Annotated in this window: 14 protein-coding genes; 7 read left to right on the top strand and 7 right to left on the bottom strand. The window is 36.8% G+C overall.

The annotated features are described in order from the left end of the window. Complete coding sequence (locus CPT03_RS14345) at window positions 1-732, top strand: acyl-CoA desaturase (protein ID WP_099439491.1); 732 nt, start codon at window positions 1-3, stop codon at window positions 730-732. A 343-nt stretch (window positions 733-1,075) separates the two neighbouring features. Here CPT03_RS14345 and CPT03_RS14340 read toward each other — a convergent pair whose 3' ends face one another. From CPT03_RS14340 to CPT03_RS14330, 3 genes are all read right to left on the bottom strand, one after another. Further along, on the bottom strand, window positions 1,076-2,386 hold the full coding sequence (locus CPT03_RS14340) for a DEAD/DEAH box helicase (RefSeq protein ID WP_099439490.1): 1,311 nt from the start codon (window positions 2,384-2,386) through the stop codon (window positions 1,076-1,078). Between the two features lie 106 nt (window positions 2,387-2,492). After that, window positions 2,493-3,842 carry an MFS transporter gene (locus CPT03_RS14335; protein ID WP_099439489.1) on the bottom strand — a complete coding sequence of 450 codons (1,350 nt, stop codon included), beginning with the start codon at window positions 3,840-3,842 and terminating at the stop codon, window positions 2,493-2,495. Window positions 3,843-3,880: 38 nt separating this feature from the next. Beyond that, a complete protein-coding gene (locus CPT03_RS14330) occupies window positions 3,881-5,212 on the bottom strand; it encodes an APC family permease (RefSeq protein WP_245869849.1) in 1,332 nt (443 codons plus the stop codon). 154 nt (window positions 5,213-5,366) lie between these two features. On the opposite strand from CPT03_RS14330, the gene CPT03_RS14325 reads away from it, so the two are divergent. Continuing rightward, window positions 5,367-7,280 carry a DNA topoisomerase IV subunit B gene (locus CPT03_RS14325; RefSeq protein ID WP_099439487.1) on the top strand — a complete coding sequence of 638 codons (1,914 nt, stop codon included), beginning with the start codon at window positions 5,367-5,369 and terminating at the stop codon, window positions 7,278-7,280. A 119-nt stretch (window positions 7,281-7,399) separates the two neighbouring features. Further along, window positions 7,400-9,520, top strand: a complete 2,121-nt coding sequence (locus CPT03_RS14320; protein WP_099439486.1) for an ATP-binding protein — start codon at window positions 7,400-7,402, stop codon at window positions 9,518-9,520. An 11-nt stretch (window positions 9,521-9,531) separates the two neighbouring features. Here CPT03_RS14320 and CPT03_RS14315 read toward each other — a convergent pair whose 3' ends face one another. Genes CPT03_RS14315 through CPT03_RS14305 form a run of 3 tightly spaced genes read right to left on the bottom strand, consistent with a single transcriptional unit; the run spans window position 9,532 to window position 17,967 of the window. Continuing rightward, window positions 9,532-10,563, bottom strand: coding sequence for a YihY/virulence factor BrkB family protein (locus CPT03_RS14315; RefSeq protein WP_245869848.1), 1,032 nt, complete (start codon window positions 10,561-10,563; stop codon window positions 9,532-9,534). 8 nt (window positions 10,564-10,571) lie between these two features. After that, window positions 10,572-12,890: a BamA/TamA family outer membrane protein gene (locus CPT03_RS14310; protein WP_245869847.1), complete on the bottom strand. Its 2,319-nt coding sequence runs from the start codon at window positions 12,888-12,890 to the stop codon at window positions 10,572-10,574. After that, window positions 12,856-17,967: a translocation/assembly module TamB domain-containing protein gene (locus tag CPT03_RS14305; protein WP_099439484.1), complete on the bottom strand. Its 5,112-nt coding sequence runs from the start codon at window positions 17,965-17,967 to the stop codon at window positions 12,856-12,858. The genes CPT03_RS14310 and CPT03_RS14305 overlap by 35 nt, the downstream gene beginning before the upstream one ends. Before the next feature lie 170 nt (window positions 17,968-18,137). Here CPT03_RS14305 and CPT03_RS14300 point away from each other — a divergent pair, with 170 nt between their 5' ends. From CPT03_RS14300 to CPT03_RS14285, 4 genes are all read left to right on the top strand, one after another. Further along, on the top strand, window positions 18,138-18,626 hold the full coding sequence (locus CPT03_RS14300; protein ID WP_099439483.1) for a cytidine deaminase: 489 nt from the start codon (window positions 18,138-18,140) through the stop codon (window positions 18,624-18,626). Between the two features lie 148 nt (window positions 18,627-18,774). Beyond that, window positions 18,775-21,714 (top strand): DNA gyrase/topoisomerase IV subunit A, encoded by a 2,940-nt coding sequence (locus tag CPT03_RS14295; RefSeq protein WP_099439482.1) that lies wholly within the window; start codon window positions 18,775-18,777, stop codon window positions 21,712-21,714. 136 nt (window positions 21,715-21,850) lie between these two features. Beyond that, window positions 21,851-22,150: a hypothetical protein gene (locus CPT03_RS14290; RefSeq protein WP_157766455.1), complete on the top strand. Its 300-nt coding sequence runs from the start codon at window positions 21,851-21,853 to the stop codon at window positions 22,148-22,150. Window positions 22,151-22,202: 52 nt separating this feature from the next. After that, window positions 22,203-22,640: a tail fiber domain-containing protein gene (locus CPT03_RS14285; RefSeq protein ID WP_099439480.1), complete on the top strand. Its 438-nt coding sequence runs from the start codon at window positions 22,203-22,205 to the stop codon at window positions 22,638-22,640. Window positions 22,641-22,693: 53 nt separating this feature from the next. On the opposite strand, the gene CPT03_RS14280 is transcribed toward CPT03_RS14285, so the two are convergent. Beyond that, window positions 22,694-25,009 (bottom strand): M1 family metallopeptidase, encoded by a 2,316-nt coding sequence (locus CPT03_RS14280; protein ID WP_099439479.1) that lies wholly within the window; start codon window positions 25,007-25,009, stop codon window positions 22,694-22,696. Window positions 25,010-25,013 lie beyond the last annotated feature (4 nt).

Below are 25,013 nucleotides of genomic sequence, written 5' to 3'. Positions count from 1 at the left end.
ATGATAATTTTAATATTTTTTCTTGCACATTGGTTTTTGTCTCTTTTTTCTCAAACTTTCTTTTTACATCGTTACGCCTCGCATAAGATGTTTAAAATGAATGGTTTTTGGGAGAAGTTCTTTTATGTAATTACCTTTTTGTCTCAGGGTTCTTCGTTTTTAAATCCAAGGGCATATGCGATTTTACATCGTATGCATCATGCTTTTAGTGATACGGAAAAGGACCCTCATTCTCCACATTTTGTAAAAGATGTATGGGGTATGATGATTCAGACAAAAAATATTTATCTGAATTATTCAAAATATAACCATGAGCCTGAGGAGCAGTTTCGTGATAACTATCCTGCATGGCCACTTATTGATAAGATAGGGGACTCATGGATTACACGCATGGTGTTTATTAGCTTTTACGTTTGGTTCTACGTAACTTTTGCTACTGCATGGTGGATGTTTTTATTGTTGCCTATTCACTTTTTGATGGGGCCACTTCATGGCGCTATTGTAAACTGGTGCGGACATAAATATGGTTATTCTAATCATGACAATAATGATCATAGCAAAAACTCTTTGCCATTCGATTTTCTGATGCTAGGAGAGTTATTCCAGAATAATCATCATAAAAGGCCTAATAGCCCAAATTTTGCAACGAAGTGGTTTGAGTTTGATCCAACTTATCCGATTATGAAGGTGATGCACTGGATGAGGATTATTAAGTTAAGAAAGTCAAATTAAGAGGGGGCAAATTCAGTCACTGAATTTGTAGTAAAGGTACGAAAAGCAGTAGTGTTTTATAGACTGCAGGGAGATGGGGGTTGAGTTTACTGATTGAGATTGTAAGTTAAAAGAAGTATGAGACATTAGATAATGCCAATAGATAATCCAAATCAATCCATATAGCTACTGAAATATTTGCTTTAGCTAACAATACAAGAAATATAAATTGCAAAAAAGGGTAGGATTTTCATTCGAAGATCCTACCCTTTTTTATTTTTCCTACAAATTCAGTGTCTGGAATAGGGCTTGTCGTTCTTTTGTGCTTCTTCAGCGCAAATTAATGCAGCCCGAAAACAGATACTTAATTTGACTTCTTTTTGTTGTTATTTCCCCAGCGCCTGTTCCCGCCACCCGGTTTTCTTTTAGCACCGCTTAGGTTTGGCTGACGCTCTGTTTTTTCAGCACGTTGCCCTCTTGATGGTTTAGCTTTTCCTTTTGATTTAGCTGCGGCTGCACCTGACATTAGGCTTTGCCAGCTCATCGCATAAGGATGATCTTCTGTTACAGGTATTTTTAAGCCAATTAATTTCTCGATATCATCCAGGAATTCTTTTTCCTCTGAATCACAGAATGAAAGTGCAGTACCGCTTAAGCCTGCACGACCAGTACGGCCAATTCTATGAACATAAGTTTCGGGGATATTTGGCAGTTCGTAATTAATAACATGCATTAGTTCATCAACATCAATGCCACGTGCTGCAATATCAGTAGCAACCAATATACGTGTGGTTTTTGCTTTGAAATTGGTTAAGGCACGTTGTCTGGCATTTTGCGATTTATTGCCATGAATGGCTTCTGCTTTAACACCAACCTTGATGAGATCTTTTACAATACGATCGGCACCATGTTTTGTTCGGGCAAATACCAATGCTGTTTGAATGGTTTTATCTTTTAATATGTGATGCAATAAGTTCTTCTTATCGGATTTCTCTACATAAAAGATCTCTTGCTGTATTTTTTCTGCTGTTGAAGAAACAGGGGTAACTTCAACTTTAACAGGATTTGTAAGGATAGTGTCGGCTAAAGTCTGTATCTCTTTTGGCATTGTAGCCGAAAAAAACAGCGTTTGCCTTTTGGCCGGCAGTTTAGCAATCACTTTTTTTACATCATGGATGAAACCCATATCGAGCATCCTGTCTGCCTCATCAAGAACAAATATCTCAATGTCACGCAGGCTGATGAAGCCCTGGTTCATGAGATCAAGTAATCTTCCTGGAGTAGCAACAAGAATATCGATGCCTCTGTGTAGTGCATCTGTTTGTGCTTTTTGTCCTACACCACCAAATATTACCAGCTGTTTTAAAGGGAGGTTTTTTCCGTAGGCTTTAAAGCTCTCTTCAATTTGTATAGCAAGTTCACGAGTTGGTGTTAATACCAATGCTTTTATAGCTTTGTGTATTTTGGTATTGGTGTGAGGTTTGCTAAGTAGCTGTAACATTGGGATGGCAAATGCGGCAGTTTTTCCTGTACCTGTTTGTGCACACCCTAACAGATCTTTGTTTTGAAGTATGGATGGAATGGATTGTTCTTGTATTGGGGTTGGTTGCGTATAACCTTCTGTTTGGAGCGCTTTTAAAATTGGCTCAATCAGGTTTAATTCTTCGAATAACAATATATTTGTATTTTAATTTATAATAGGAGATGAAAGAATATCAGCTCAGGGCAAAGGTACATATAAACTTTGGGCTTTTATTCATATCGTTGTTTAAGGTATTTAGCTATAAACCAGAAGTTTTGTTTTCTTTAAAGCGACTAAAGAATAGGAAGGCGAGCAAACAAAGTACAAAGCCTACAGCCCCATTTAAGCGTAATCCGTAGTCATTTCCGGGGTCTTTACCATATACGGTTAACATGGCGAATATGGCTATTCCCATAGTTTGCCCTAGTTTTACAAAAAGATATTTAACGGCAAAAAACATTCCTTCATGGTTTTCTCCTGTTTCCTGTGTATCGTTTTGGGCAATATCGGCAAGAATAGCATTTGGTAAAATGCCTAATGATGCCAAAGGGAAAGAAGCGAAAATTACCAATATATACATTTGCATGGCTGAAGAAAAGGGGAGCTTACCTAAAAAATAGATGGTAACAAATATTAAGCTGAGTATGGCAAATGCAACAAGAACCAATGGCTTTTTACCAAATTTTTTAGCCCCATAATTAATAAAAGGGTAAAAAAGGAGAGATAGAATTACCATTGTTCCCATAAACTTACCTCCATCGGAATCTGGCAGGCCCAACAATACTGTAACGAAGAAAAGGAGACCACTAGATATAATGCTTAATGCAATGTAATAAGTGAAATCGGATATGAGATAATATTTGAAGTTGGTATTTCTGAATGCGTTTTTAAGCGCCGGTATAAGTTCAATATGGGTTGGTTTGGCATCTGTATATTCCCTTTCGTCTATAAACATTACAGGTAAGGTCATTACCAGACCCGAGAATATGCTAAGGCAAAAGATGGTGTATTGCAGCGCCTCAGCTCTGTCTGTAATTTTAAAAACATCCTGTATCAGATCGGCGTAATTGTTGCACATGGCTCCAATGATCATTCCTAAAACGAAACCTACCTGTTGGAAGGTGGAAAGTTTAACTTTCTGATCGGCATTGTGTGTTAGTTCAGCAAGCAAGGCATTGTAAGGAATAATATATGTGGTAACAGAGATGAAAAAACAGGCAAGTACTATGGTAAGCCACCAGGCATTGGTAATGCTTTCGCCCTTAACCATAGGGTAGAAGACAAGCGAACAAGATATTACTGCAGGAATTATTGCGTATTTCATAATGGGGATTCGCCTGCCCTTTGGATTGTTACTGGCATCACTTAAAGAGGCAATAAATGGATCGTATATTGCATCAAAGAGTCTGCCTGATGCAGCAATAAGAGATAAGATATTAAATGCCCCAAATACCAGTAACTGAGGGACCAGTGGGCTGAGTCCGGAATTATTAGGAGGCAGGTAAAAATATGGCAGCATAACAATAATAATGTTAGTCATGATGCTCCAGCCCATCATTCCTGCTGCATAGGCAATTTCTTTTTTAAAGGGTAATTCTTTTATCGGCATCTTATGTAGTGGGTGATTGAGCTTGTTAATTCTGGTTGTTATTTACTGTTTATATTAGTTTTTTGGTGGTAAAATCGGTTTATGAAATATATAATGATAAAGCATGCAAATATTAGTAAACCATTTATCGCGGCTTGTGGGTCATCAGCATAAATGCTGACAGCCACAAATAAGTAAGCAGCAATAAAAATTATTGGCATTAAAGGGTAGAGGCTCATGCTGTAAATGTTTTTTTTATCGAGATGAGCCGTTCGCTTTCTTAAAAAAAAGATAGTAGCTGCAGAGGTAGCCATGCCAATACAATCTAGAAATATGGTATAGTTAAGAATCTTATCGAAAGTTTGAGCGTAAAACAAAGTAATTATGGAGATAGTGGTAAATACAGTTAAGCTCACAAACATGACATCCGATTTTTTACTTTTTTTGGTAAAGACGGCAGGTAATGCTTTTTCTTCGCCCATGGCGAACATAGCCCTGGGGTTGCTTAATAAGTTTACATTTACATAGCCTAAAACAGAAAGGTAAATTAAGCAGGATAAAACTGTAAAGCCTATTGGCCCAAAGATTTTTCCTGCAAGTATTGCTGCAATACTTTCGGCTGTTTTTAATTGCTCAAAGCCTATAACGCTTACATAAACGTAATTTATAGCTATGTAAAGAATAAAAATGATAGCTAAACCAGTAATAATTGAGCGTGGAATGACTTTTCCCGGAGATTTTGTTTCGCCTCCGAAGTTGATGGTTTGCTGGTATCCGCCAAAGGTAAAAGAGATGCCTATTAAGCAAATACCAAGAGCCTTGCCATAATCAAAAAGGGTTGGGGCAGCTCCGCTTGATGTGGTAAAGACAGAAGTGGTATCGGTTGTTTCAGATCCCACAAATACAGCACCGATTAAGGTAAGCACCATTCCAATTTTTATTAACGACAGTATGTTTTGTGTTTTAGAACTAACCTTTAAACCAAGTAAATTGATAAAATAGAAGAGACTTATGGAAATGGCCGCAATAGCTATTCTTGAAAATTCTGTTTGCATTTCGAGAGGTAAAATGACCTTGCCAAAGTACTCTGCTCCAATAATTGAAACGCCAGCAACGGAAGCTGCATTTGAAACTACTATAATACAGTTGATGGCAAAGGCAATGGAAGGATGGTAAAATGCTGAGAATATTTTATAGTAGCCTCCGGTTACCGGAAAACGAGACCCGATTTCGGCATAAGTTAGAGCTCCACAAAGGGCAATTAGTCCGCCAATAATCCAGGCCAAAAAAAATAATTCTGGTATTTGTGCTCCTGCCGCCACATTAACAGGGGTACGGAAGATGCCCATCCCTATTACCAGACTTACAACGATCATTGATAAGTCGAGCATAGAGAGCTGTTTTACAGGGCGCATATAAATCTGGATTTAATTTGTTTGAATATACATGAAAATGTGCATTTGTTGAAACTTTGTGGTTGATTACCCAGCTTATTCGAGTAAATTTACTGCATTATAGTATTTTTGCATTATTACTCATTATACCATGGCTGAACCAAATTATAACGAAGATAGTATACGCTCCCTTGACTGGAAAGAACACATTAGGTTACGCCCTGGTATGTATATTGGTAAGTTAGGTGATGGATCTGCACAAGATGATGGCATTTATGTTTTACTTAAAGAGATTGTAGATAACTCAATTGATGAGTTTGTAATGGGATCTGGTAGAACTATTGAAATTACTGTATCTGAACATAAGGTTAATGTGAGAGATTATGGAAGGGGGATTCCGCTAGGTAAAGTAATAGATTGCGTATCTAAAATAAATACCGGTGGTAAATATGACAGTAATGCCTTTCAGAAATCCGTTGGACTAAATGGTGTAGGTACCAAGGCGGTAAATGCTCTTTCTACAAATTTTGTGGTTCAATCGTACCGTGATGGGAAAACGAAAAAAGTAGAGTTCTCTAAAGGCGAGATTGTTATAGAAAATGACGTTATTGAAACTACTCAGCGAAATGGTACTGCAATTACCTTTTATCCGGATGATACAATTTTTAGAAATTATCACTACATCCCGGACTTTGTTGAGAGTATGATTTGGAACTATGTGTTCCTGAATACTGGCCTTACTGTTAATTTTAATAATCAAAAATATTTCTCAGAAAGAGGTTTGTATGACTTGCTTTCTAAGTTTAATAAGGCAGAGGAGTTGCGTTATCCTATCATTCACTTAAAAGGAAATGATATTGAAATTGCTATGACCCACGGACAACAATATGGTGAGGATTATCACTCTTTTGTTAATGGTCAGCATACTACTCAGGGTGGTACACACCAGGCAGCATTTCGCGAAGCTGTGGTAAAAACAATCAGAGAGTTCTATAAAAAAGAATACGATGCCTCGGATATCAGGGCATCTATTATAGCTGCTATTTCTGTTAGGGTACAGGAACCTGTTTTTGAGTCGCAGACTAAAACTAAGCTAGGATCGCAGAATATGGGCCCTGAAGGTCCTTCGGTAAGAACGTTTATTAACGATTTTGTTAAAAAAGAGCTTGATGATTATTTGCATAAGCACCCGGATGTTTCTGATGCCTTACTGAAAAGAATATTGCAATCTGAAAGAGAGCGTAAAGATATTGCAGGTATTAAAAAGTTAGCAAATGACAGGGCTAAAAAAGCGTCTCTACACAATAAAAAACTAAGAGATTGTAAAATTCACTTTAATAGTAATCATGATAAAAGATATGAAACCACGTTGTTTATTACTGAGGGTGACTCGGCTTCAGGTTCTATCACTAAATCAAGAGATGTAGATTGCCAGGCAGTTTTTAGTCTTAAAGGCAAGCCTTTAAATTGTTATGAGCTTACTAAAAAAGTGGTGTATGAAAACGAAGAGTTCAACCTGTTGCAACATGCGCTGAATATTGAAGATGGATTAGAAGGATTGCATTATAACAATATTGTAATTGCTACTGATGCCGATGTTGATGGTATGCACATCAGGCTGTTAATGATGACATTTTTCCTCCAATTTTTCCCTGATCTTGTTCGTGCAGGTCATGTTTATATCTTGCAAACACCGTTGTTTAGGGTTCGTAATAAGAAAGAAACCATTTATTGCTATAGTGATGATGAAAGAAAACGTGCAATAGAAAAACTTGGTAATAAACCAGAAATTACCCGATTTAAGGGTTTAGGTGAAATCTCGCCCGATGAATTCGGATTATTTATAGGTAAGGATATCAGGTTAGATCCTGTGATTCTAAAAGATCAGACGATTAAAAATCTTTTGGAATATTATATGGGTAAAAATACTCCAGACAGGCAACAACACATTATTAGAAACCTTAGGGTAGAAAAAGATGCAGTAGAAGAATCAGAAACTGAAGAAGTAATTATTACAGATAATACTGAAGATAATACTGAAGATAATACTTTAGATGTAGCTTAAGATTTATGAAAGTATCGGTTATGTGAAAATTTTGATTTATTATTGTATTCCAATCAGATCCCTCTTGATGTAATTGTTTGATAATTCTGCGGTTTTTAATTGCAGTATAAAAAGATGATATGTCGTTTAACGCTAAGAGAAGAGATCCGTTTCGTTACTTTGTAGTAGCTTTTTTGATACTTGCACTATTTGTTTATGCTTTTCAGTTATACCTAAGGAACAGCAAAATTAGTGAACTAAAGAGCGATATTACGAAATTGACCATGGTTCAAAAAAGCTATTCAGAGGTAGATAGCTGCATTTATATTCTTTATCAGGCAGAAAATAACTCGCGAATGTACGCGGTAACTGCAGATAAGTATTACCTCAATCAATTCTCAGATGGCATCCGCCGGATCTCATTGCTTTTGAACGACCTGCATGGTTTTGTAGAGGACAATCCTGAAAGTGAGGATATAAAAGGACTTGTGAATCAGAAAAAACTAAAGACTGAGAGCTATTTAAGACTCAGGCAGTTAACAGATAGTTTATTTGCGGGTTTTTCTAAACTTGGCTTGGAAGAAAGACGCGCTAAAGCAAAAATTGATCTGGGTTCAATAAAGAAAAAGTTTAAAACAGTAACAACTGTTGATACCATTAAACAAGCCGTTAAGCCACGTAAAAAGTTCTTTGGCAGACTTGCTGATGCAATTTCTAATAAAGGAAATAAGGACAGTGCAGTTACAATTGTTAAAACCAAGAGGAACGAAGGCGTTGCAGAGGAAGTTACAAATTTCAATAATAAATTGTTAGATGAAGTAGAATCCTATTACAGGAAGCTTTATGCCAATAATAATCAAATTAAAAGTAACGAAAAGGCAATTTTATTATTGAACAATAAGCTGATCAATGATATCATTACCGTATTAAAGGAGTTTAAGCAAAATGATATTGAATATGTTGCTAAACGAAGAGTTTCGCTGGGAGGAGAACTTGAAGGAGAGCTTAAGAAATTAAGTGGTATGGAAGTGATTGATGCAATATTGTTGGTGTGTTTAGTAGCCATTATTTTGTATAACCTATACAAGCTTTACAAGAATGAGAGTCAGTTGATTATTATGAGCGGTATGGCATCGCAGGATTCGCACTCTAAAAGTCGTTTTCTTGCTAATATGAGCCATGAAATAAGAACCCCGTTAAATTCGGTAGTTGGCTTTTCTGAACAGCTTGGTAAAAGTAATTTGAATGAGGAACAGCGGGAGCAAGTAAATGCTATCAGAAACTCATCGGAAATGCTGCTCGAACTGGTTAATGAGATTCTCGATTTTTCTAAGTACGATGTAGGCAAAATAAATATTGAAGCAGAACCTTTTTCTCCGGAACTGGAGATTGATGAAGTGTTTCATAGCATGAATGTTCTGGCAGAAAATAAAGGGTTAAGATTAGAGAAGAAAATAACCATCGATAAAAAAATCTATTTAATTGGCGACCGGTTGCGCTTGAAGCAGGTTATTATGAACCTTTTAACCAACGCTATTAAGTTTACAAAAAAAGGGAAGGTCATGCTTAGGATTCAGCTTGTTGTTGAAGGGAAAAAGCAGGCCGTATTAAAAGTACAGGTAGAGGATACGGGTATTGGTATGGCAAAAGAAGACCTTGACTTAATATTTCTTGAATTCTCACAGATCTATTCTTCAGCTGCAACGCAGCTTCAGGGTACAGGTCTGGGACTGGCAATTTGTAAAAAGATAGTAGAGCTGCAGGGTGGTAAAATAAATGTTAGTAGTGTGCTAGGTAAGGGCTCTGTATTTAGCTTTGAAATACCTTATCTTATTTCGGAGTTTGCAGAGGAACAAGTTGTTGTAAGTGCTTCATCGGCAGTAGAAAAGCTTAAAGGAAAAAGGGTTCTCCTGGTAGATGATAATAAAATGAATATTTTATTGGTTCAGACCATATTGAAAAGGTGGAATATGGAATATGATTCTGCTTATGATGGGAAGCAGGCTCTTGAACTATACAGAAAAATGGATTATGATATTGTGCTTACCGATATACAAATGCCGGTAATGGGTGGGGTAGAGCTTACGCATGAGATCAGGTATAATGGGGATTTTGCAAAGTCCGGAATCCCAATTTTAGGAATAACAGCTCACGTGATGCAGGAAAACAGGGAAGCTTATTTGAAGGCAGGAATGAATGATCTGGTATTAAAACCGTTTCTAGAGCAGGAGTTAATGGACCAGATGCTTAAGTATATTTAAAACTTATCATTCTATCTTTGTGTCTTCTGGGTGTTGAGGGGCAGGACGCTTACCTTTTTTTCTACTACAACAATTTTAGTATGTACCGCGTATTTACTTGGGGCTATACCTTTATCGTATCTTTCTGCATAGGCCTGTGTAAATTCTGCTCCAAAATAAAGTATAATAGAGGTGTAATAGATCCACAACAGAATCACAATTATAGAGCTTGCAGCGCCAAATGCAGATGCCGGATTACCTTTTTCTATGTAGATCCCGATTACGTATTTACCTAAACTAAAAAGCAGTGCCGTAAATAAGGCGCCTACAATAGCCGGCTTCCATTTTAAATCAACATCAGGCAATACTTTAAAAATGATGGCAAAAATGCAGGTTACAACAGCTAGCGTTAGGGCATTGGTAACAATGAGCATAAAAAGCTCTGATACCTTTTCGACTCCAATTTTAGATGTAAGCCCAACCAGCTTGTCACCTATGCCAACTACAATACTATTTATAACAAGGGATACAAGTAAAAGAAATCCGAGAGAAGCGATGAGTGAAAAGGAGAGTAGCCTGTTCGTTATTAGCTTTTTCCATCCCTTTTTTGGAACGGCTTTAACCTTCCAGATTAAATTAATACTATCCTGAATTTCTATAAACATTGCTGTAGCACCAATAATAAGTGTAGCAATACCTATAATTAGCCCTAAAGTACTTTTGCCTGAAACGTTTGATTTTTTTACAAATAATTTGAGTTGGGTAGTGGCTTCGGGGCCAACCAAATCCTGTATTTCAGAGAAGAGTTCTTCTCTTGGATCCATTTTATATTCTTTAACCGTTCCATCATCATATGTTTCAATTGTATGTTTGATATCTCCACCTAAAAATAAACTGGCTGCGGCAATGATAATAATGATAAGAGGGGTAAGAGAAAAGATAGTATAATAGGCAAGGGCAGCGCTTAGCTTCATAACCCTGTCTTCCATAAAGCCCTTTCCGGCGGCTATAAATAAATGTGCTGTTGCTTTAACAAAATGAATAGCTTTTTTTAAAAATGTCATAATCAATATTAAAAAGGATACCCGATTCCTATGTTATAGATTAAATTTTCTTTACGCCAGGCGCTGCTTCCAAAATTAACCTGATCAATTACCCAACGATTGCCAGGTTCTAGATAAGGTTTTCTGATAGGGAAGGCAACGTCTAAGCGGATTACAAAGATCGATGCATCTACCCGCAGACCTGCACCAGTGCCGACGGCAATTTCATCCAGGGCATCTTTAAAATTGAATCCTGATCCTGGTCTCAATGGATCTTCTTTTCTTAACCAAACGTTACCTGCATCTGCAAATAATGCTCCATACAGAATACTGAACAATTTAAAGCGAAATTCTGTGTTAATCATTGCTTTTATATCTCCACTTTGGTCGGTATAGCTTATTGTTTGGTTAAGCTGTCTATAAGATCCAGGGCCTAGTGACCTGGCAGCAAATGCTCTGATATCGTTACTACCTCCTGCAAAGAATTGGCGTACAAAAGGAATGGATGTATTGTTCCCATAACCATATCCATACCCAAGATTTAAACGACTTGCCCAAGTGAGGTTCTTTGTAATTTTATAATAATCTCTAAAATCTGTTTCAACGCGTATAAATTGATTAATGGGGATGCCCAATACCGTTTTTTTACCTTCATTGTTTTTGCCGGCAAATAAGCCCCATACATTTCCACCGGTTTCGAGGGTTCCATTGAAATAGATATTGTTTCTTCTGAAATCTTCCATCTGATTGGTAAATGTGAAGCTATAATTGCTTCCTATAATAAACTGACGTTCCAGATTCTTTTCTAAGCCTGGATTTGCACTGAACAAGCTGTCCCTCCTTACTGTGTCGTTTGTTACATTAGAGGTTACGTAGTTTATTGATATGGGATTAAAGTTATGCTCTTTGTATAAATTCTCTTTCCAGTTATATCCAAACTCTCCTTTAAAAGAGTTCAGAGCATATAAAGATCCTCTGTTTAGTGATTGATATGACAGTGATGCAATTGTTTTAGGGATAAATGCATTGGTACTATTGAAATCAAAGAAAGGAAGTATAAATCTTGGAAAAGTGAGTTTCGCTTCAGTGGTAAACGAATAAGAATTTAGCCCTTTAGCCTGTCCGCTAACCTGAGTTTCAAAACCTCCGCTCACACTTACATCCAATTGCTCTCCGCCTCTAAAAAGGTTGCGGGTAGTTTGTGTTAGCTTAGCTTCTGATCCAACAAAGTTGTTGGATTTGCTTGTGCCGGTAAGCGAGAATGAAAGAGAGTTTTTCTTTAACGGAGTAAGGAAAATGTTAAGGTTTAGCTTATTGTTCCTAAAACTGTCTACAGGTAGAAACTCTGCTTTAACATTCTGAAAAACTCCTATGTTAACCATTCTATTTAATGATTGGTTATGGTCTCTTCTATTGTACAGTTCGTCTTTTTTAAAGAAAACCAAACGATCAAATAACCCCGATTTGTAAGTATGTCTTGGATCATAAATATTGAAATCTTTGTATACTTCGGGAGTTGAATTTTTAATTGCACTATCTCTTCTTAAAGAATAATTGGGGTAGATATTGATTTTATCAATGGTAAAGGGTTTAAGGCCTGCATCAGGAGCTATATCTTTTACTTTTATCCTGATGTCTACCAAATGTTTCCCTACCGTACTGTCTACCTGGACTAACAAATAATCAGGACTAAAATAAAAATATCCTTGTTCCTTTAAATCGTTATCTATCCTTATTCGCTCATTTTTATAAGTTTCAAGGTCATAGTTGTTACCTACTTTTAATAACGTTTTGTCTTTATTCTGATTAATGATATTTGCAATACTTGTACTGTCTTTCGGGAATTCAACGCTATTAATTTTGTATCTCGCACCAGTTACTACAGTGTAAAGTGCTTTGCCTTTTTTGCCATTAACTACAGTATCTCCATTTACATCAGATTGAAGATATCCCTGGCTAATCAAATAGCTTTTAAGCACCGCGTTGTTATAAGGGATTTTGACTTCGCTTAATAACACAGGAGGTTCACCCACCTTTGTACGCAACCAGTGTTTTAACCCCTTTGGTTTTTTTGGCTCTCCGGCCAGGTTATACATAGCAAGTTTAAATTTTATTCCTAAAATTGATTTATTAGGATTAGGTCGTGTTTTAGCAAGCAAAATGCCCTTAACCTCTTTCTGATTATCAATTTTTTCTGTGGAATCAGGGTTGATGTTTATCTCGGCACCAGTGTATAACACCTCGCCTGGTTTAAGGTTTTTGGTACTGCTACAGGCGCCAAAAAACAAACACAGAAGGATAAATAAGCCGGATCTAATTTGTAGTTTCATTTCTGCGCCTCTCTTCATTTCTAAATCTTTTCTTTTTAGAGAAATTCTGGAAAACCTCTCTGAATTTATTGTAGTCAACCACCAGAGCAAAACCCAGCCCTGTTTCAATGATCTGTCCTTCAATTACGCCTTCATTCTGATTGCGCCTGTAAGCCCTTAATCTGTATCTTCCATCGGCTGAAAGCAGGTATTCGACATTAACATTTCCTGCGATATTGGTTGAGCTTTGACCTTGCTGCTGAGGTCCTTCCAATCCAAAAGAACTACCCACGGTAACAATTAAGCGATCGTTTAACAGTTTTTTAGATAAACCAATTTCCAGGTCTGTTTTTTGAGACTTGCTGCCTGAGGCTGAATAATCTTCGGATGAATTTAAACCAAAGTTTATGTCTACACCCTTTATCAAATCAGATGCAAGGTTATTTAGTTGCTCTGTTAGTAGTTTACTCACGCTTGAGCGAGCAATGGAGGAAACACTAGTTCCGCCAGCCAGACTTTGGAATGGATTGTCTGCAATAAACCTGTTGAGTGCTAATAGTGCAAATACCTGCTTGTTCAGCTCACTTTCGTTTGTATTCACGTTTTGCAATTTAGCATACACCGTTCCATTAATTGCACCCCGTTCATTCTCTGGTAAATCCAATTTGAATTTAATGTTCGGTTTTAACAATTCACCTGTCATCATCAAGTACACCTGGAAAGGGAGTTTGGTTTTTGCTTCGTATATTGTTGGGTCGCCCAACAAATCGATTGGAGCAGTATTTACTTCATATAATGCCGTTAAATTTACATTTGCTGATGTAGGATCACCGGTCCAAACAATACTGCTGCCTTGTTGCAACTTAAAATCTTTCTTTACAGGTCCTACAGTAAGGTTGTAACTACCATCAGACACCTGATACCTTCCTGTTAAACTGGTTTTTCCACTCGGATCCATAGTTGCTGTTAAAGAAGCTTCTCCTCTAACTTTTAATGCATCACCATTAGAAGGATCTACTACTACATTCAATTCAGCATCCGGATCAATATTAATAGTGGCACTCAAATTAAGTCCTTTTATAGGAGATTTGCTTACGGAGTCGCTTACGTTTAATGCCTTTTTGCCATTAAAAGGAGGTGCGCTGAAATCTGTAAATTGCACTATGCCTTCCTGATCAATTACCGAAGGATCATCTGGAGGCATAGCAAAGAAGAACTTGGTTTTATCTTCAACTTTAACATTCATGTCCACGTCAGGTTGATTAAGATCGCCACGAACCTTAATAGTACTTGTTACATAAACAGTGCCGTATATCATATCATTGTCAGCAGCGGTAGAGTTTATTAGCCTAAAATTGTTTGTCCTCATATCCATGTTAAACCGGAAATCTTTATAGTCGGTTGTAAGGATACTGCCAGTAATTACCGCTTTTTGATTTAGAGAGTCAATAATGGTAAATCTGTTAAAATTTATCCCTTTATCAGTAAAACTGATAGATTCATTAGGCATTCTAAAATAGGAATTCACGTAAGTTGCCGTAAATGCGGCCTGATTAAATTTGATGTCGCCTAAAACTTTAGGTGCATCAAGTGGACCTTTAATTGATAATTCTCCAGATATGGTGCCAGATCCATTCTTTATCTGACCCATTGAAGCACTCTGTATCGCTTTTAGATCAATCTTATCAATATTTAAGGTAAGGTCAAGTGCGCTTTGTGGCGAAGTATAGTAAAATCCGTTAGCTCGTAACTCGTGCACACCTGACAGAGCTATATTAGTTTCATATGCATTTTCAGTATTGTTATTTACAGAAACACGCAAAGTTCCAAACTCATCTTTTAAATATCTTAGCCTATCTATGGTTAGGTTTGCCTCAAATTTTGGTGTGTCTAAGAGTTCTTTTGCATCAACGGTGCCGTTTATAGTACCCCCCAGCAATGAGCTGTCTGTTTCTGCAAACTTAGTAAGCGTTTCTATTCTGAAATCCTTAAACTCAACTTTTAAAGGAGAGTTGGCCACTGTATCGGTACTATTAATTCCTAAAAGCTGATTGCCCTTGCTCAGGTTAAACTGATTGGCTATAATACCTGACTGACCAAACTGAATGTAATTTTGAGGTGCTATAGCCCACTTTTCATAGTTAAGCAAAAGTTTTTGAGGGTCTAAGCTGAATTGATAGTCTTTATTGATTGATTTAAAAATACCACCCAAAATGTACTTGTCTTTCCGCTTACTATCTCGTAAATAGATATTCAGGCCAAGGTTGTTATTCATTGCCTCACCGCTAATTTCACTGTTGAACAAATTGGCTGCAGAGCTCTGGAAACTTTTTATTTGCAGTTTGTAATTGAGTTTCTGATCCGTGTTATTTACATTGAGCCTGGTGCTGTCAATTCTATAACCTTCATAAACTACCTGAGGGAAAGAAGCGTTCATAAGTAAACTATCTTTTTGAGTATCAATTAGTCCATTCATTCTGGAGGGAGCAAAAGTGGTTAGCTCAGGTACGAAATTCTGAAGTATTTTAGGATTGTAGAAGTTTACGTAAAATCTAAACCGTTGATCAGGTATTTTAGTAACCTCGCCAAATTGATAGTATTTGTTGATCTGATTAATTACAGCACCTCCGATATTGGTAAGTTGATACTTGCCATCTATTTTGGCTCGCATAAACTCAGATCGAAGTGTAAGCATATTGTGTGTTTCACTTGCTTCAGAATGTACAATAATGGTATCTACATTAAAACGTTGTCCGTCTTTGACCACCTGCAAGCTATTTATAAAGATATCGCCGTTTAAATAATCAGGATCGGCAGTTTTTATATCGGCATTAATTGCACCGGCTAACTTAAATTCGCCTGGACTAAAGTTTAGTTTCTGCAAATCAACTTGCTTTAAATCCAAGTCTGCTTTAACAGCAGGATATTTACCTGCAATATTTACCAGTGTTGTTAGATTAAAATTTAAATTGGTATCGGCCATATTGCCTTTCAAATTCAATTTTTGTTGCTTAAAATTGCCGGTTAAAAATAGATCCTTATAGGTGTATTTATTGTAGTATGCACTGATTAGCTGTGCTTTAAATTGTGCCGAAGCAGTTTTGGGATCAAGCCCGGTTCCTTTCACACTTGCTTTGGCGGTAATTTTGCCTAACTGAGCCTGCTGTTTGAGTAATCTGCCTACATTAAAGTTATTCAGGTTTACATTTGCAATGTAACTCTCTTTTCCTTTAGGACCTTTCATACTAGCTAATAACTTAGCTGAACCCATGTCGGTATTGATGTTAAAACCGGTGTTGAAATTGGTCATTGAGCCTGTAAATTTTCCATTTGCAACAATCGCATTAGGTAGTTCAATATTGGTTGGCAAGGTTTTTTTGGGGATAACTACCAAAAGATCTTTTTTAGTCATCGAAAACCTTTTGATATTCATATCAAAATAGGCCTTGTTCATGTCAGGCAACCCTTTTATTCTACCGCTAACATCGATGCTGGTACTTTTTAGCCCTGTGATTTGTAGCCTTGGAATGATAAGATTATTCATGTAGCCACTTACATTGGCATTAATTTTTATCTTTTCATTTCTGTAGTTCTCTGGAACTGCATCGCTAAAGTAAACTGCATCCTTTAAGCCAATAGTAGTGTTTTTAACTACAATTGAGAGTTTTACTTTTTCCGGATGTTTTGTCAGGTCATCCAGTGAGGAGTAGTTTAATTCAGTCACATTTTCTATTGATGTGTTTGGTGTTTTCAATAAGAAATTATTCACCTTAATTGCTTTATCGGAATACACAACATCGCCTCTTAGTTTAGATAATTGAAAACCGCTTTTTTCCTTAAAAAAACCTTCCCTTACGTTTATTTTTATACCTGTGCTACTATAAGAAAGGGCATCGGCAAGTAAGGTAAGATCCGTAAATTTTAAATGGTTGAAATCCATTCCCTTGCTTGGTTTAGCCGCAAGGTTATCAAACTGAACACTGTTTTCAGTTAAACTTATATTGTTAACGAGTAAAGACAAGGGTGAAGATTTCTCTGCAGTATCCACTTTCGTATCTTTAACTGGTTTAGCTGGCTTTAATGCGAACAGGATATTTGATTTATTCAGTTTTGCATCATTTATCTTATAGTTTCCATTTTTAACATCAGCCAAAAGCTTGCTTAATGATAGGTCATTAACATTTACATTGGCCTTATTTGTTGCCGAACTAAAGTTTATCCTGGTATCATTTAATTTAGCATCTTCAATTTTATAATTGCTGCTTGTAAGGTCAATAAACAACTGGGTTAATGCCAGTTTATTTAAATCGACATCTGCTTTCATACCAGAAATCCGATCGTCGAAACCGATTTTTATATTGTTAAAAGCAAAATCCTGAATCTCTACAAGTGGCAGTTTTCCTGATTCCGCTTTTGCTGTATCTAAGCTGTTCTCTAAATGAGCCTGTAATTGTGTAAGCGGTTTTTGCTGCAGGTATTTTAAGCCAGTGTTTTTTAAGGCCAGAGATTTAATCACATAATGTTGATTATCCAAGTCGAAATCTTTAATATCTGCCGCAAATTCACCGAGGTTTAATTTTACATCATTACCGGCAACATCATCCCGATAAGCGATACCTATGTCTTTAAATGACACCTTATCGATAGAGAATTTGAGGGTAGATGTAGTGTCATTTGCAACTTCTTCTTCCGGTTTTTTCTGTTCAGACATAAATGCATCAACAAGAAAAGAGAAATTGAATGCTGTATCAGGGTTTACACGAGAGACATTAGCTCTTATTTTTTGAAGTGAAATGTTATTAATCTCTACTTTGTTGCTTAGGAGTTTAAATAAGCTAATGTCGACAGCAAGCTTTTGCGCATAGAGAAGGGTATCCCCCTTTCTATCTTCAATATAGAATTTATTAAGTACTACATCCTTTGGAAGTGCAATTTTTATGCTTTCCAGACTGACCTCCGTTTTGGTTTTGTCTTTTAGGTAGTTTATCGCTTTGTCCTTTACAAAATTCTGTACTGCCGGAATATTTAGAGAAAGTGCAATAAGGACAACTAACAGAATGATACTGGCGATTACCCAAAGGATGATTTTAAGACTTTTACGAATATATATATTCAATTGAAATGCGTTTAATAGGGTTTTAAAACTATGGTTTCCGTACTAAAACCATGCCACCAGCGTCAAAATTAGGCTTCTTACTTATATCTACAATCTAAATAATTAAATTGTTTAAATCAAGGGATAAAATTGTTGTTAATCTATTGTTATAAAATTACGTATGTTTAAATATGGATCAGAAAAAATTTGTTGTTAGTTATCAAACTTTCAAGTCCTTAAATGAGCTTAGTGCGTCAGATCAGGAGTTATGTTTACAGGCCGAGGAGGCATTAAAATCTTCATATTCACCATATTCAAATTTTAAGGTAGGTGCTGCATTAAAGTTAAGCAATGAGCAAATTGTTACCGGCAGCAACCAGGAAAATGTGGCTTACCCTTCGGGACTTTGTGCCGAGCGTGTTGCTCTGTTTACTGTTGGGGCTACCTATCCGGAAGCTGCTGTTCAAGCCATGGCAATTACTGCAAAAAGCAGTAACTTTGTAATTCAAAAACCTGTTACTTCTTGTGGTGCATGTTTACAGGTAATGGCTGAATTTGAGCAGAAACAAAAGCAGGAGATTGAAGTGCTTTTTTACTGTATGGGAGGTGAAATAATAAAAGTAAAGGGGATTAAAAACTTATTGCCTTTTGTGTTTGTTGAAGAACGATTGGAGAGATAAAACAGCAATTCATTAAATAATGCTGAAAAATTATGAAAACCTAGCCCATTAAGCTGAAAAGATAGGTTATTAACTAAGAACTGTTAAAAACTTCTGTTCTTAATATTTCATTCCAACCCTTATATTTACAAAATCCAATCCTTTTTTGATGAGCGACGAAATAGAAAACAACATAAACGAAGAAAGTAAACATACTGTAATCCCTATCAATGGGCTTTATGAAAACTGGTTCCTCGATTATGCATCTTACGTAATTCTTGATCGCGCGGTTCCACACATCAATGATGGTTTAAAGCCGGTTCAGCGACGCATTATGCACTCTTTAAAAGAGATGGATGACGGGCGCTTTAATAAAGCCGCTAACGTTATTGGGAATACCATGAAATATCACCCACACGGTGATGCTTCTATTGGTGATGCGATGGTACAAATAGGGCAAAAGGAATTGCTGATAGATTGCCAGGGAAACTGGGGTGATCCGGTAACCGGGGATAGTGCTGCAGCAGCCCGTTACATTGAAGCACGTTTGTCTAAATTCGCAAACGAAGTAGTGTTTAATCCTGATACTACAGCCTGGCAATTGAGTTATGATGGTCGTAATAATGAACCGATTACATTGCCGGTTAAATTTCCGTTGCTTTTAGCTCAGGGAGCAGAGGGTATTGCAGTAGGTTTGGCTACGAAGGTTATGCCGCATAATTTTCTGGAACTTATTGATGCATCTATTGAATCATTAAAAGGAAACAGACCAAATATTCTTCCTGATTTCTTTACCGGCGGTATGGCCGATTTCTCTGCATATAACGAAGGTATGCGTGGAGGTAAAATCAGGGTGAGAGCAAAAATCACAGAAAAGGATAAGAAAACACTTGTAATAACTGAAATACCATACAGTACAACAACGGGTTCTGTAATAGATAGTGTATTGTCTGCTAATGATAAGGGCAAGATCAAGATTAAAAAAATTGAAGACAATACGGCACAAAATGTGGAGATTGTCATCCATCTTGCGCCTGGTATCTCACCTGATGTAACCATTGATGCTTTATATGCTTTTACTTCATGCGAAGTTTCAATTTCTCCAAATACTTGTGTTATTAAGGATGATAAACCTCAGTTTTTGAGTGTCAACGACATTCTTATTGAGAATAGCCAAAATACCAAGAATCTATTAAAGCAAGAGCTGGAAATTAAGTTGCATGAATTGCAGGAAAGAATATTCTTTAGCTCATTACTAAAGATATTTATTCAGGAGGGCATGTATAAGAATGCTGACTATGAGAATTCTGGTAATTTTGAAACAGTTGTTGAGGTATTGAATCTTTTGTTTGAGCCATTTAAACCCAGTCTGTACAGAGAGATACTTCCAGAAGACTTCAAAAAGCTTATTGATAAACCGATGAGTAGTATTACCCGCTTTGATGTTAAAAAGGCGGATGATCTGATGAAAGCTTTGACAGATGAGATCAAAGTTGTAAAAAATCACCTTAGGCATTTAACTGATTACACTATTGCCTGGTTCCAGAAACTTAGAGATAAGTATGGTAAGGGTAAAGAACGTAAAACGGAAATCCGCCTATTTGATAGGGTAGAGGCATCTAAAGTTGCTTTGGCAAACGTGAAACTATATCTGAACCGTGAAGATGGTTTTGTTGGTACTGGTTTACGTAAGGATGAATTTGTAGCTGATTGTTCTGATATTGATGAAATCATCGTATTCAGAGAAGATGGTAAATGCATTATCACTAAAGTAGCTGATAAAACCTTTGTTGGTAAAGGAATTCTTCATGCTCAGGTCTTTAAAAAAGGAGATGAGCGGACCATTTACAATATGATTTATAAAGATGGGGCAAGCGGGGTTTCATACATTAAGCGATTTGCAGTAGTAGGAGTGACCCGTGATAAGGAGTATGATCTAACCAAGGGAAGTAAGGGCTCTAAAGTATTATATTTTACGGCAAACCTTAATGGCGAAGCAGAAATAGTTACTGTACAATTAAAGCCACATACCAAGCTTAAAAAGCTTCAGTTTGATCTGGATTTTGCTGAAATAGCCATTAAAGGGCGGGGATCACAAGGGAATATTGTATCTAAATATCCCGTCAAAAAGATTCTTTTAAAAACAAAAGGAGTATCAACACTTTCTGGTCTTAAAATCTGGTATGATGATTTACTTAGAAGGCTTAATGTTGATGGGCGAGGTAAATACCTTGGCGAATTTGATGGCGACGATAAAATATTGCAGGTCCATAAAGAAGGATGGTACGAACTGAGTACTTTTGAATTGAGCAATCACTTTGATGCTGATCTGATCCTAATTCAGAAGTTTGATCCTGAAAAACCATTTACTGTTGTACAATACGAAGGGAAAGCTAAAAATTACTTCATCAAGAGATTTGTATTTGAATCAATTGCAGTGGGGAAAAAGGGTAGCCTGATTAGTGAAGAGAACGGTTCAAAATTCCTTTACCTGACCAGTAATCCTGAAGCGGTATTAACGGTTGATGTACTTAAAGGCAAAACACAAATTCCTGAAACTTTGGAAATTCTGTTGGCAGAGTTTATTGATGTAAAGGGAATAAAAGCCAATGGAAACAGGCTTACCCAGCATGAGGTAAAGAACCTGAGCATTTCTAATAATGAAGAACCCGAATTAGTTTTAGAAAGCAAGAATACTGCATCAGACACGTCTTCGAATGAAGTACTATCCGATGAAGATACTATTGTTGAGACAACGGAAGAAGCAATAATTGACGGGCGAGAAGAAGACCTCATAGAAACGGAAGAAAGCAGAATTGAAGAACAGGAGGTAGCCCCTTTTACAAAGGAGGAAGTAATAAAGGAAGTTGAAGAAACCCCTGTTCAGGAAGTAATTGAAGAAAAGCCCAAAAAGACCTGGGGAAAACCTAAAGCACCAGAAAAAGAGCTAAAGGAAAAAGGCCCAGCTAAAGATGAGGCTAAACCAAAGCCAGAGGTTAATGAAGGCCAGGAGGTGAAAAAAGAGGCCCCGGCAAAAGAAATTAAGTTTGAGATCACTAATCCTAATGATATAGAAATTGACGATAAGGGACAGTTAGGCCTATTTTAAGTCTAACATCCTGATCTTCGTGGTTTTTATCATTAAATTTTTGTCATATTCTGTTTAATTATTCTTGGATTTTGAATCAGATAAATATATTTGTCGCATTGCATATCGAGATTAAAGGATAGATACTATTTAGTTTATGTTTAGAAGATTAACGGGCATTCTTATTTTACTTTCATTTTTGCTGGTAAAGCACGTCTCGTTATTTATGGTAATCGATCATAAGCAAACTGTATCAATCCACCATACCGATCAGGACTCTGAAAATTCAGAGGAAGAAAAAGAGCTGAAAAACCTTGAACTTACAGACGATGTTTTTATTCATCAGCCAACAGTTGATCTGGTACATGTATTAACCTCAAAAAGGATTAATAATATCTTTGCATCGCGTACGGTTACATCAGTTATTGCACTACCATACCCCCCTCCAGAAATCTGATTGTAAAATACATTACAATCAAAATTCAAATTTCACACAATAATTTTATTTTATGAGATATCCTTTAGTATCAAAAGGTGCTGTATTAGGCATTTTATTTAGCGCAGCTGCATTGTCAGTAAATGCACAAAAAATTGAAGAACAAGAATTAAAAGTTAACGTAGATAAAATTTCTAATTCTACTGAACACTTAAAAAACCTGCAACCTGTTACATTTAAATACGATGTACAAAAGTATAAGCATCTTAAATTGCCAGCTGGTGAACAATACGGCTTCCTGGCAAGCAGTGTCCAATCAGAATATCCGGCTATGGTTTATGAGGCTACAAAAATGTATGATCAGGGCAAGAACAACTCAAAAGTTGCCAGATATAGTGAGGTACAATCAGAGAATCTGATTCCTGTACTTGTAGCCGCAATTAAAGAGCAGCAAGCAGAAATTGAGCTGCTTAAAAAGGAAATAGACCTCTTGAAAAAGAAGTCTAAATAGATAGTTTTTTGTTTTAGTATCTTTGAAAAAGCCATCGCGAGATGGCTTTTTAATTAATTCTGTTTTTTAGATTGCTGCATCGGGTTTGTTGCAGGCATCTGCTGTTCCTTAAACAATTCAAACCTGGTAGGCTGGCTTTTTCTTGGCCAGGAATTATTACTTTCATCTATATCAGCAGTTTCTCTGTTAGGATCTAATTGTACTGAAATGACCTCTTTATCCTTAACAAAAACTTTGGTTACCTTATTTTCATTCTTTCTCCATACATAGGCAGGAATTCTATCAGTTTGTTTACTGCCGTCTTTAAATGTCCATTCTATAATCAGGGGCATTACTAAACCGCCCAGATTAGAAAACTCAAGCTCATAAAAGTTCTTTTTACTTTCATAGATTTTCTTTTCTTCATCACCTAAGGAATTATAGTAGTTTTGAAATTGCTCATCCGCAGTTTTACTTACCTCAAAGCGATCAAATTTATTATAAAAATCCAGCAGGCTTGTGTCTTGCTCTATCGCAAATTTTACGCCCTCATCTTTATTGCGTTCCCTGCTCAGATACTTATTGTCTTTGTCATATGCTTTCTTGCTTTCAGTATTTTCAACTGCTTGTTTCATGCTATTCATGCGATAATAGCGTACATCGTTCAATGAAATATCAACAGGATCAGTACCAAAGAACCAACCTCTCCAGAACCAGTCGAGATCTACTGCCGAAGCATCTTCCATTGTTCTGAACAAATCGGCAGGGGTAGGATGTTTAAATGCCCATCGTTTTGCATACGCTTTAAAAGCATAATCAAAAAGCTGCCTGCCCATTATAGTTTCTCTTAGAATATTCAGTGCTGTAGCCGGTTTTGCGTAGGCATTAGGCCCAAAATTTACAATATTCTCTGAATTAGTCATTATAGGCTCTAGCTGATCCTTCGGCATTTTCATGTAATCTACAATCTTGTGAGCCGGACCTCTTTGCGAAGGATAATTATTGTCCCATTCCTGCTCTGCCATAAACTGGCAAAAAGTATTTAAACCCTCATCCATCCAGGTCCATTGCCTTTCATCAGAGTTTACAATCATTGGAAAGAAATTATGGCCAACCTCATGCATAATCACACTGATTACGCCATATTTAAGCGATTCGGTATAGGACCCATCTTTTTCTGCACGGCCATGATTAAAGCAAATCATAGGATATTCCATTGCATTTGAGGCCTCAACGGATATTGCCACCGGATAGGGATAAGGAATGGTATGTTTAGAATACGATTTTAAAGTATGAGCCACAACTTTGGTCGAATACCTACTGTATATTGGATAAGCCTCCGGGCCATAGTACGACATGGCCATAGTTTTTTTACCATCAATGTAGGTAGCCATAGCATCCCAAACCAGCCTTCTTGAAGATACCCAGGCAAAATCCCTTACATTTTGCGCTACATAAGTCCAGGTCTTTTTTGCAGTGCTCTTTTTTGCCGAGGCCGATTTAGCTTCATTAAGATTTATAATTTCCAACGGGGCTTTTGCTGTTTGTGCTTCATTCCATCTCTTTAGATTTGTTGCACTTAAAACTTGCGGATAATTCTGGCATTCACCTGTTGCGCCAACCACATGGTCAGCAGGAACAGTCATATTTACCTTGTAATTCCCAAAAACCAGAGCAAACTCTCCTCTGCCTTCAAATTGTTTATTCTGCCATCCCTGGAAATCAGAGTACACAGCCATGCGTGGAAACCATTGTGTAATGGTAAACAGATAATTGTCGTCCTGAGGGAAATATTCATAACCACCTCTTCCGTGAACAATCTTACGGTCAGAGATGTTGTAATTCCAACTTATTTTTAACTTATACTTTTCCTTAGGTTTAAGTACTACCGGCAGATCAATCCGTAGCATAGTATTATTAATTACATAAGGAAGAGGGCTGCCTTTCTCATCAGTAATTTTAATGATCTTAACACCCAAATCATCATTCCGCCCAATAATATCGGAGAAGTCATCTAATGTCATTTTCTCTTTTATTTTGCTGGTTTGGGTAAGCTTATTATCGCTTGTGGCTTTGTTTTGATTCTCATCAAGCTGTACCCATAAATAACTTAAAGGATCAGGCGAATTGTTATAATAAGTAATCGTTTCAGCTCCATTCAATCTAAGGTTTTTCTCATCCAGTTCAGCATTGATCTCGTAATCTGCCCTTTGTTGCCAATAGGCAGGTCCAGGTGCGCCGGATGCAGAACGATAATAATTTGGATCGGTAATCATAGTTCCAAGCTGTTCGAATTTATTACCATGGTTGGAACCCGGATTGTTTAATGATTGTGCGTATATACCAACATTAAAAATCAATGAGGCGGCTAACAGTAACAGTTTTTTCATTTTG

Source organism: Pedobacter ginsengisoli (genome assembly GCF_002736205.1).
GTDB classification, from domain to species: Bacteria; Bacteroidota; Bacteroidia; order Sphingobacteriales; family Sphingobacteriaceae; genus Pedobacter; species Pedobacter ginsengisoli_A.
The sequence above is the reverse complement of the archived record's forward strand: the minus strand, read 5'-3'. Positions and strand labels throughout refer to the sequence as shown.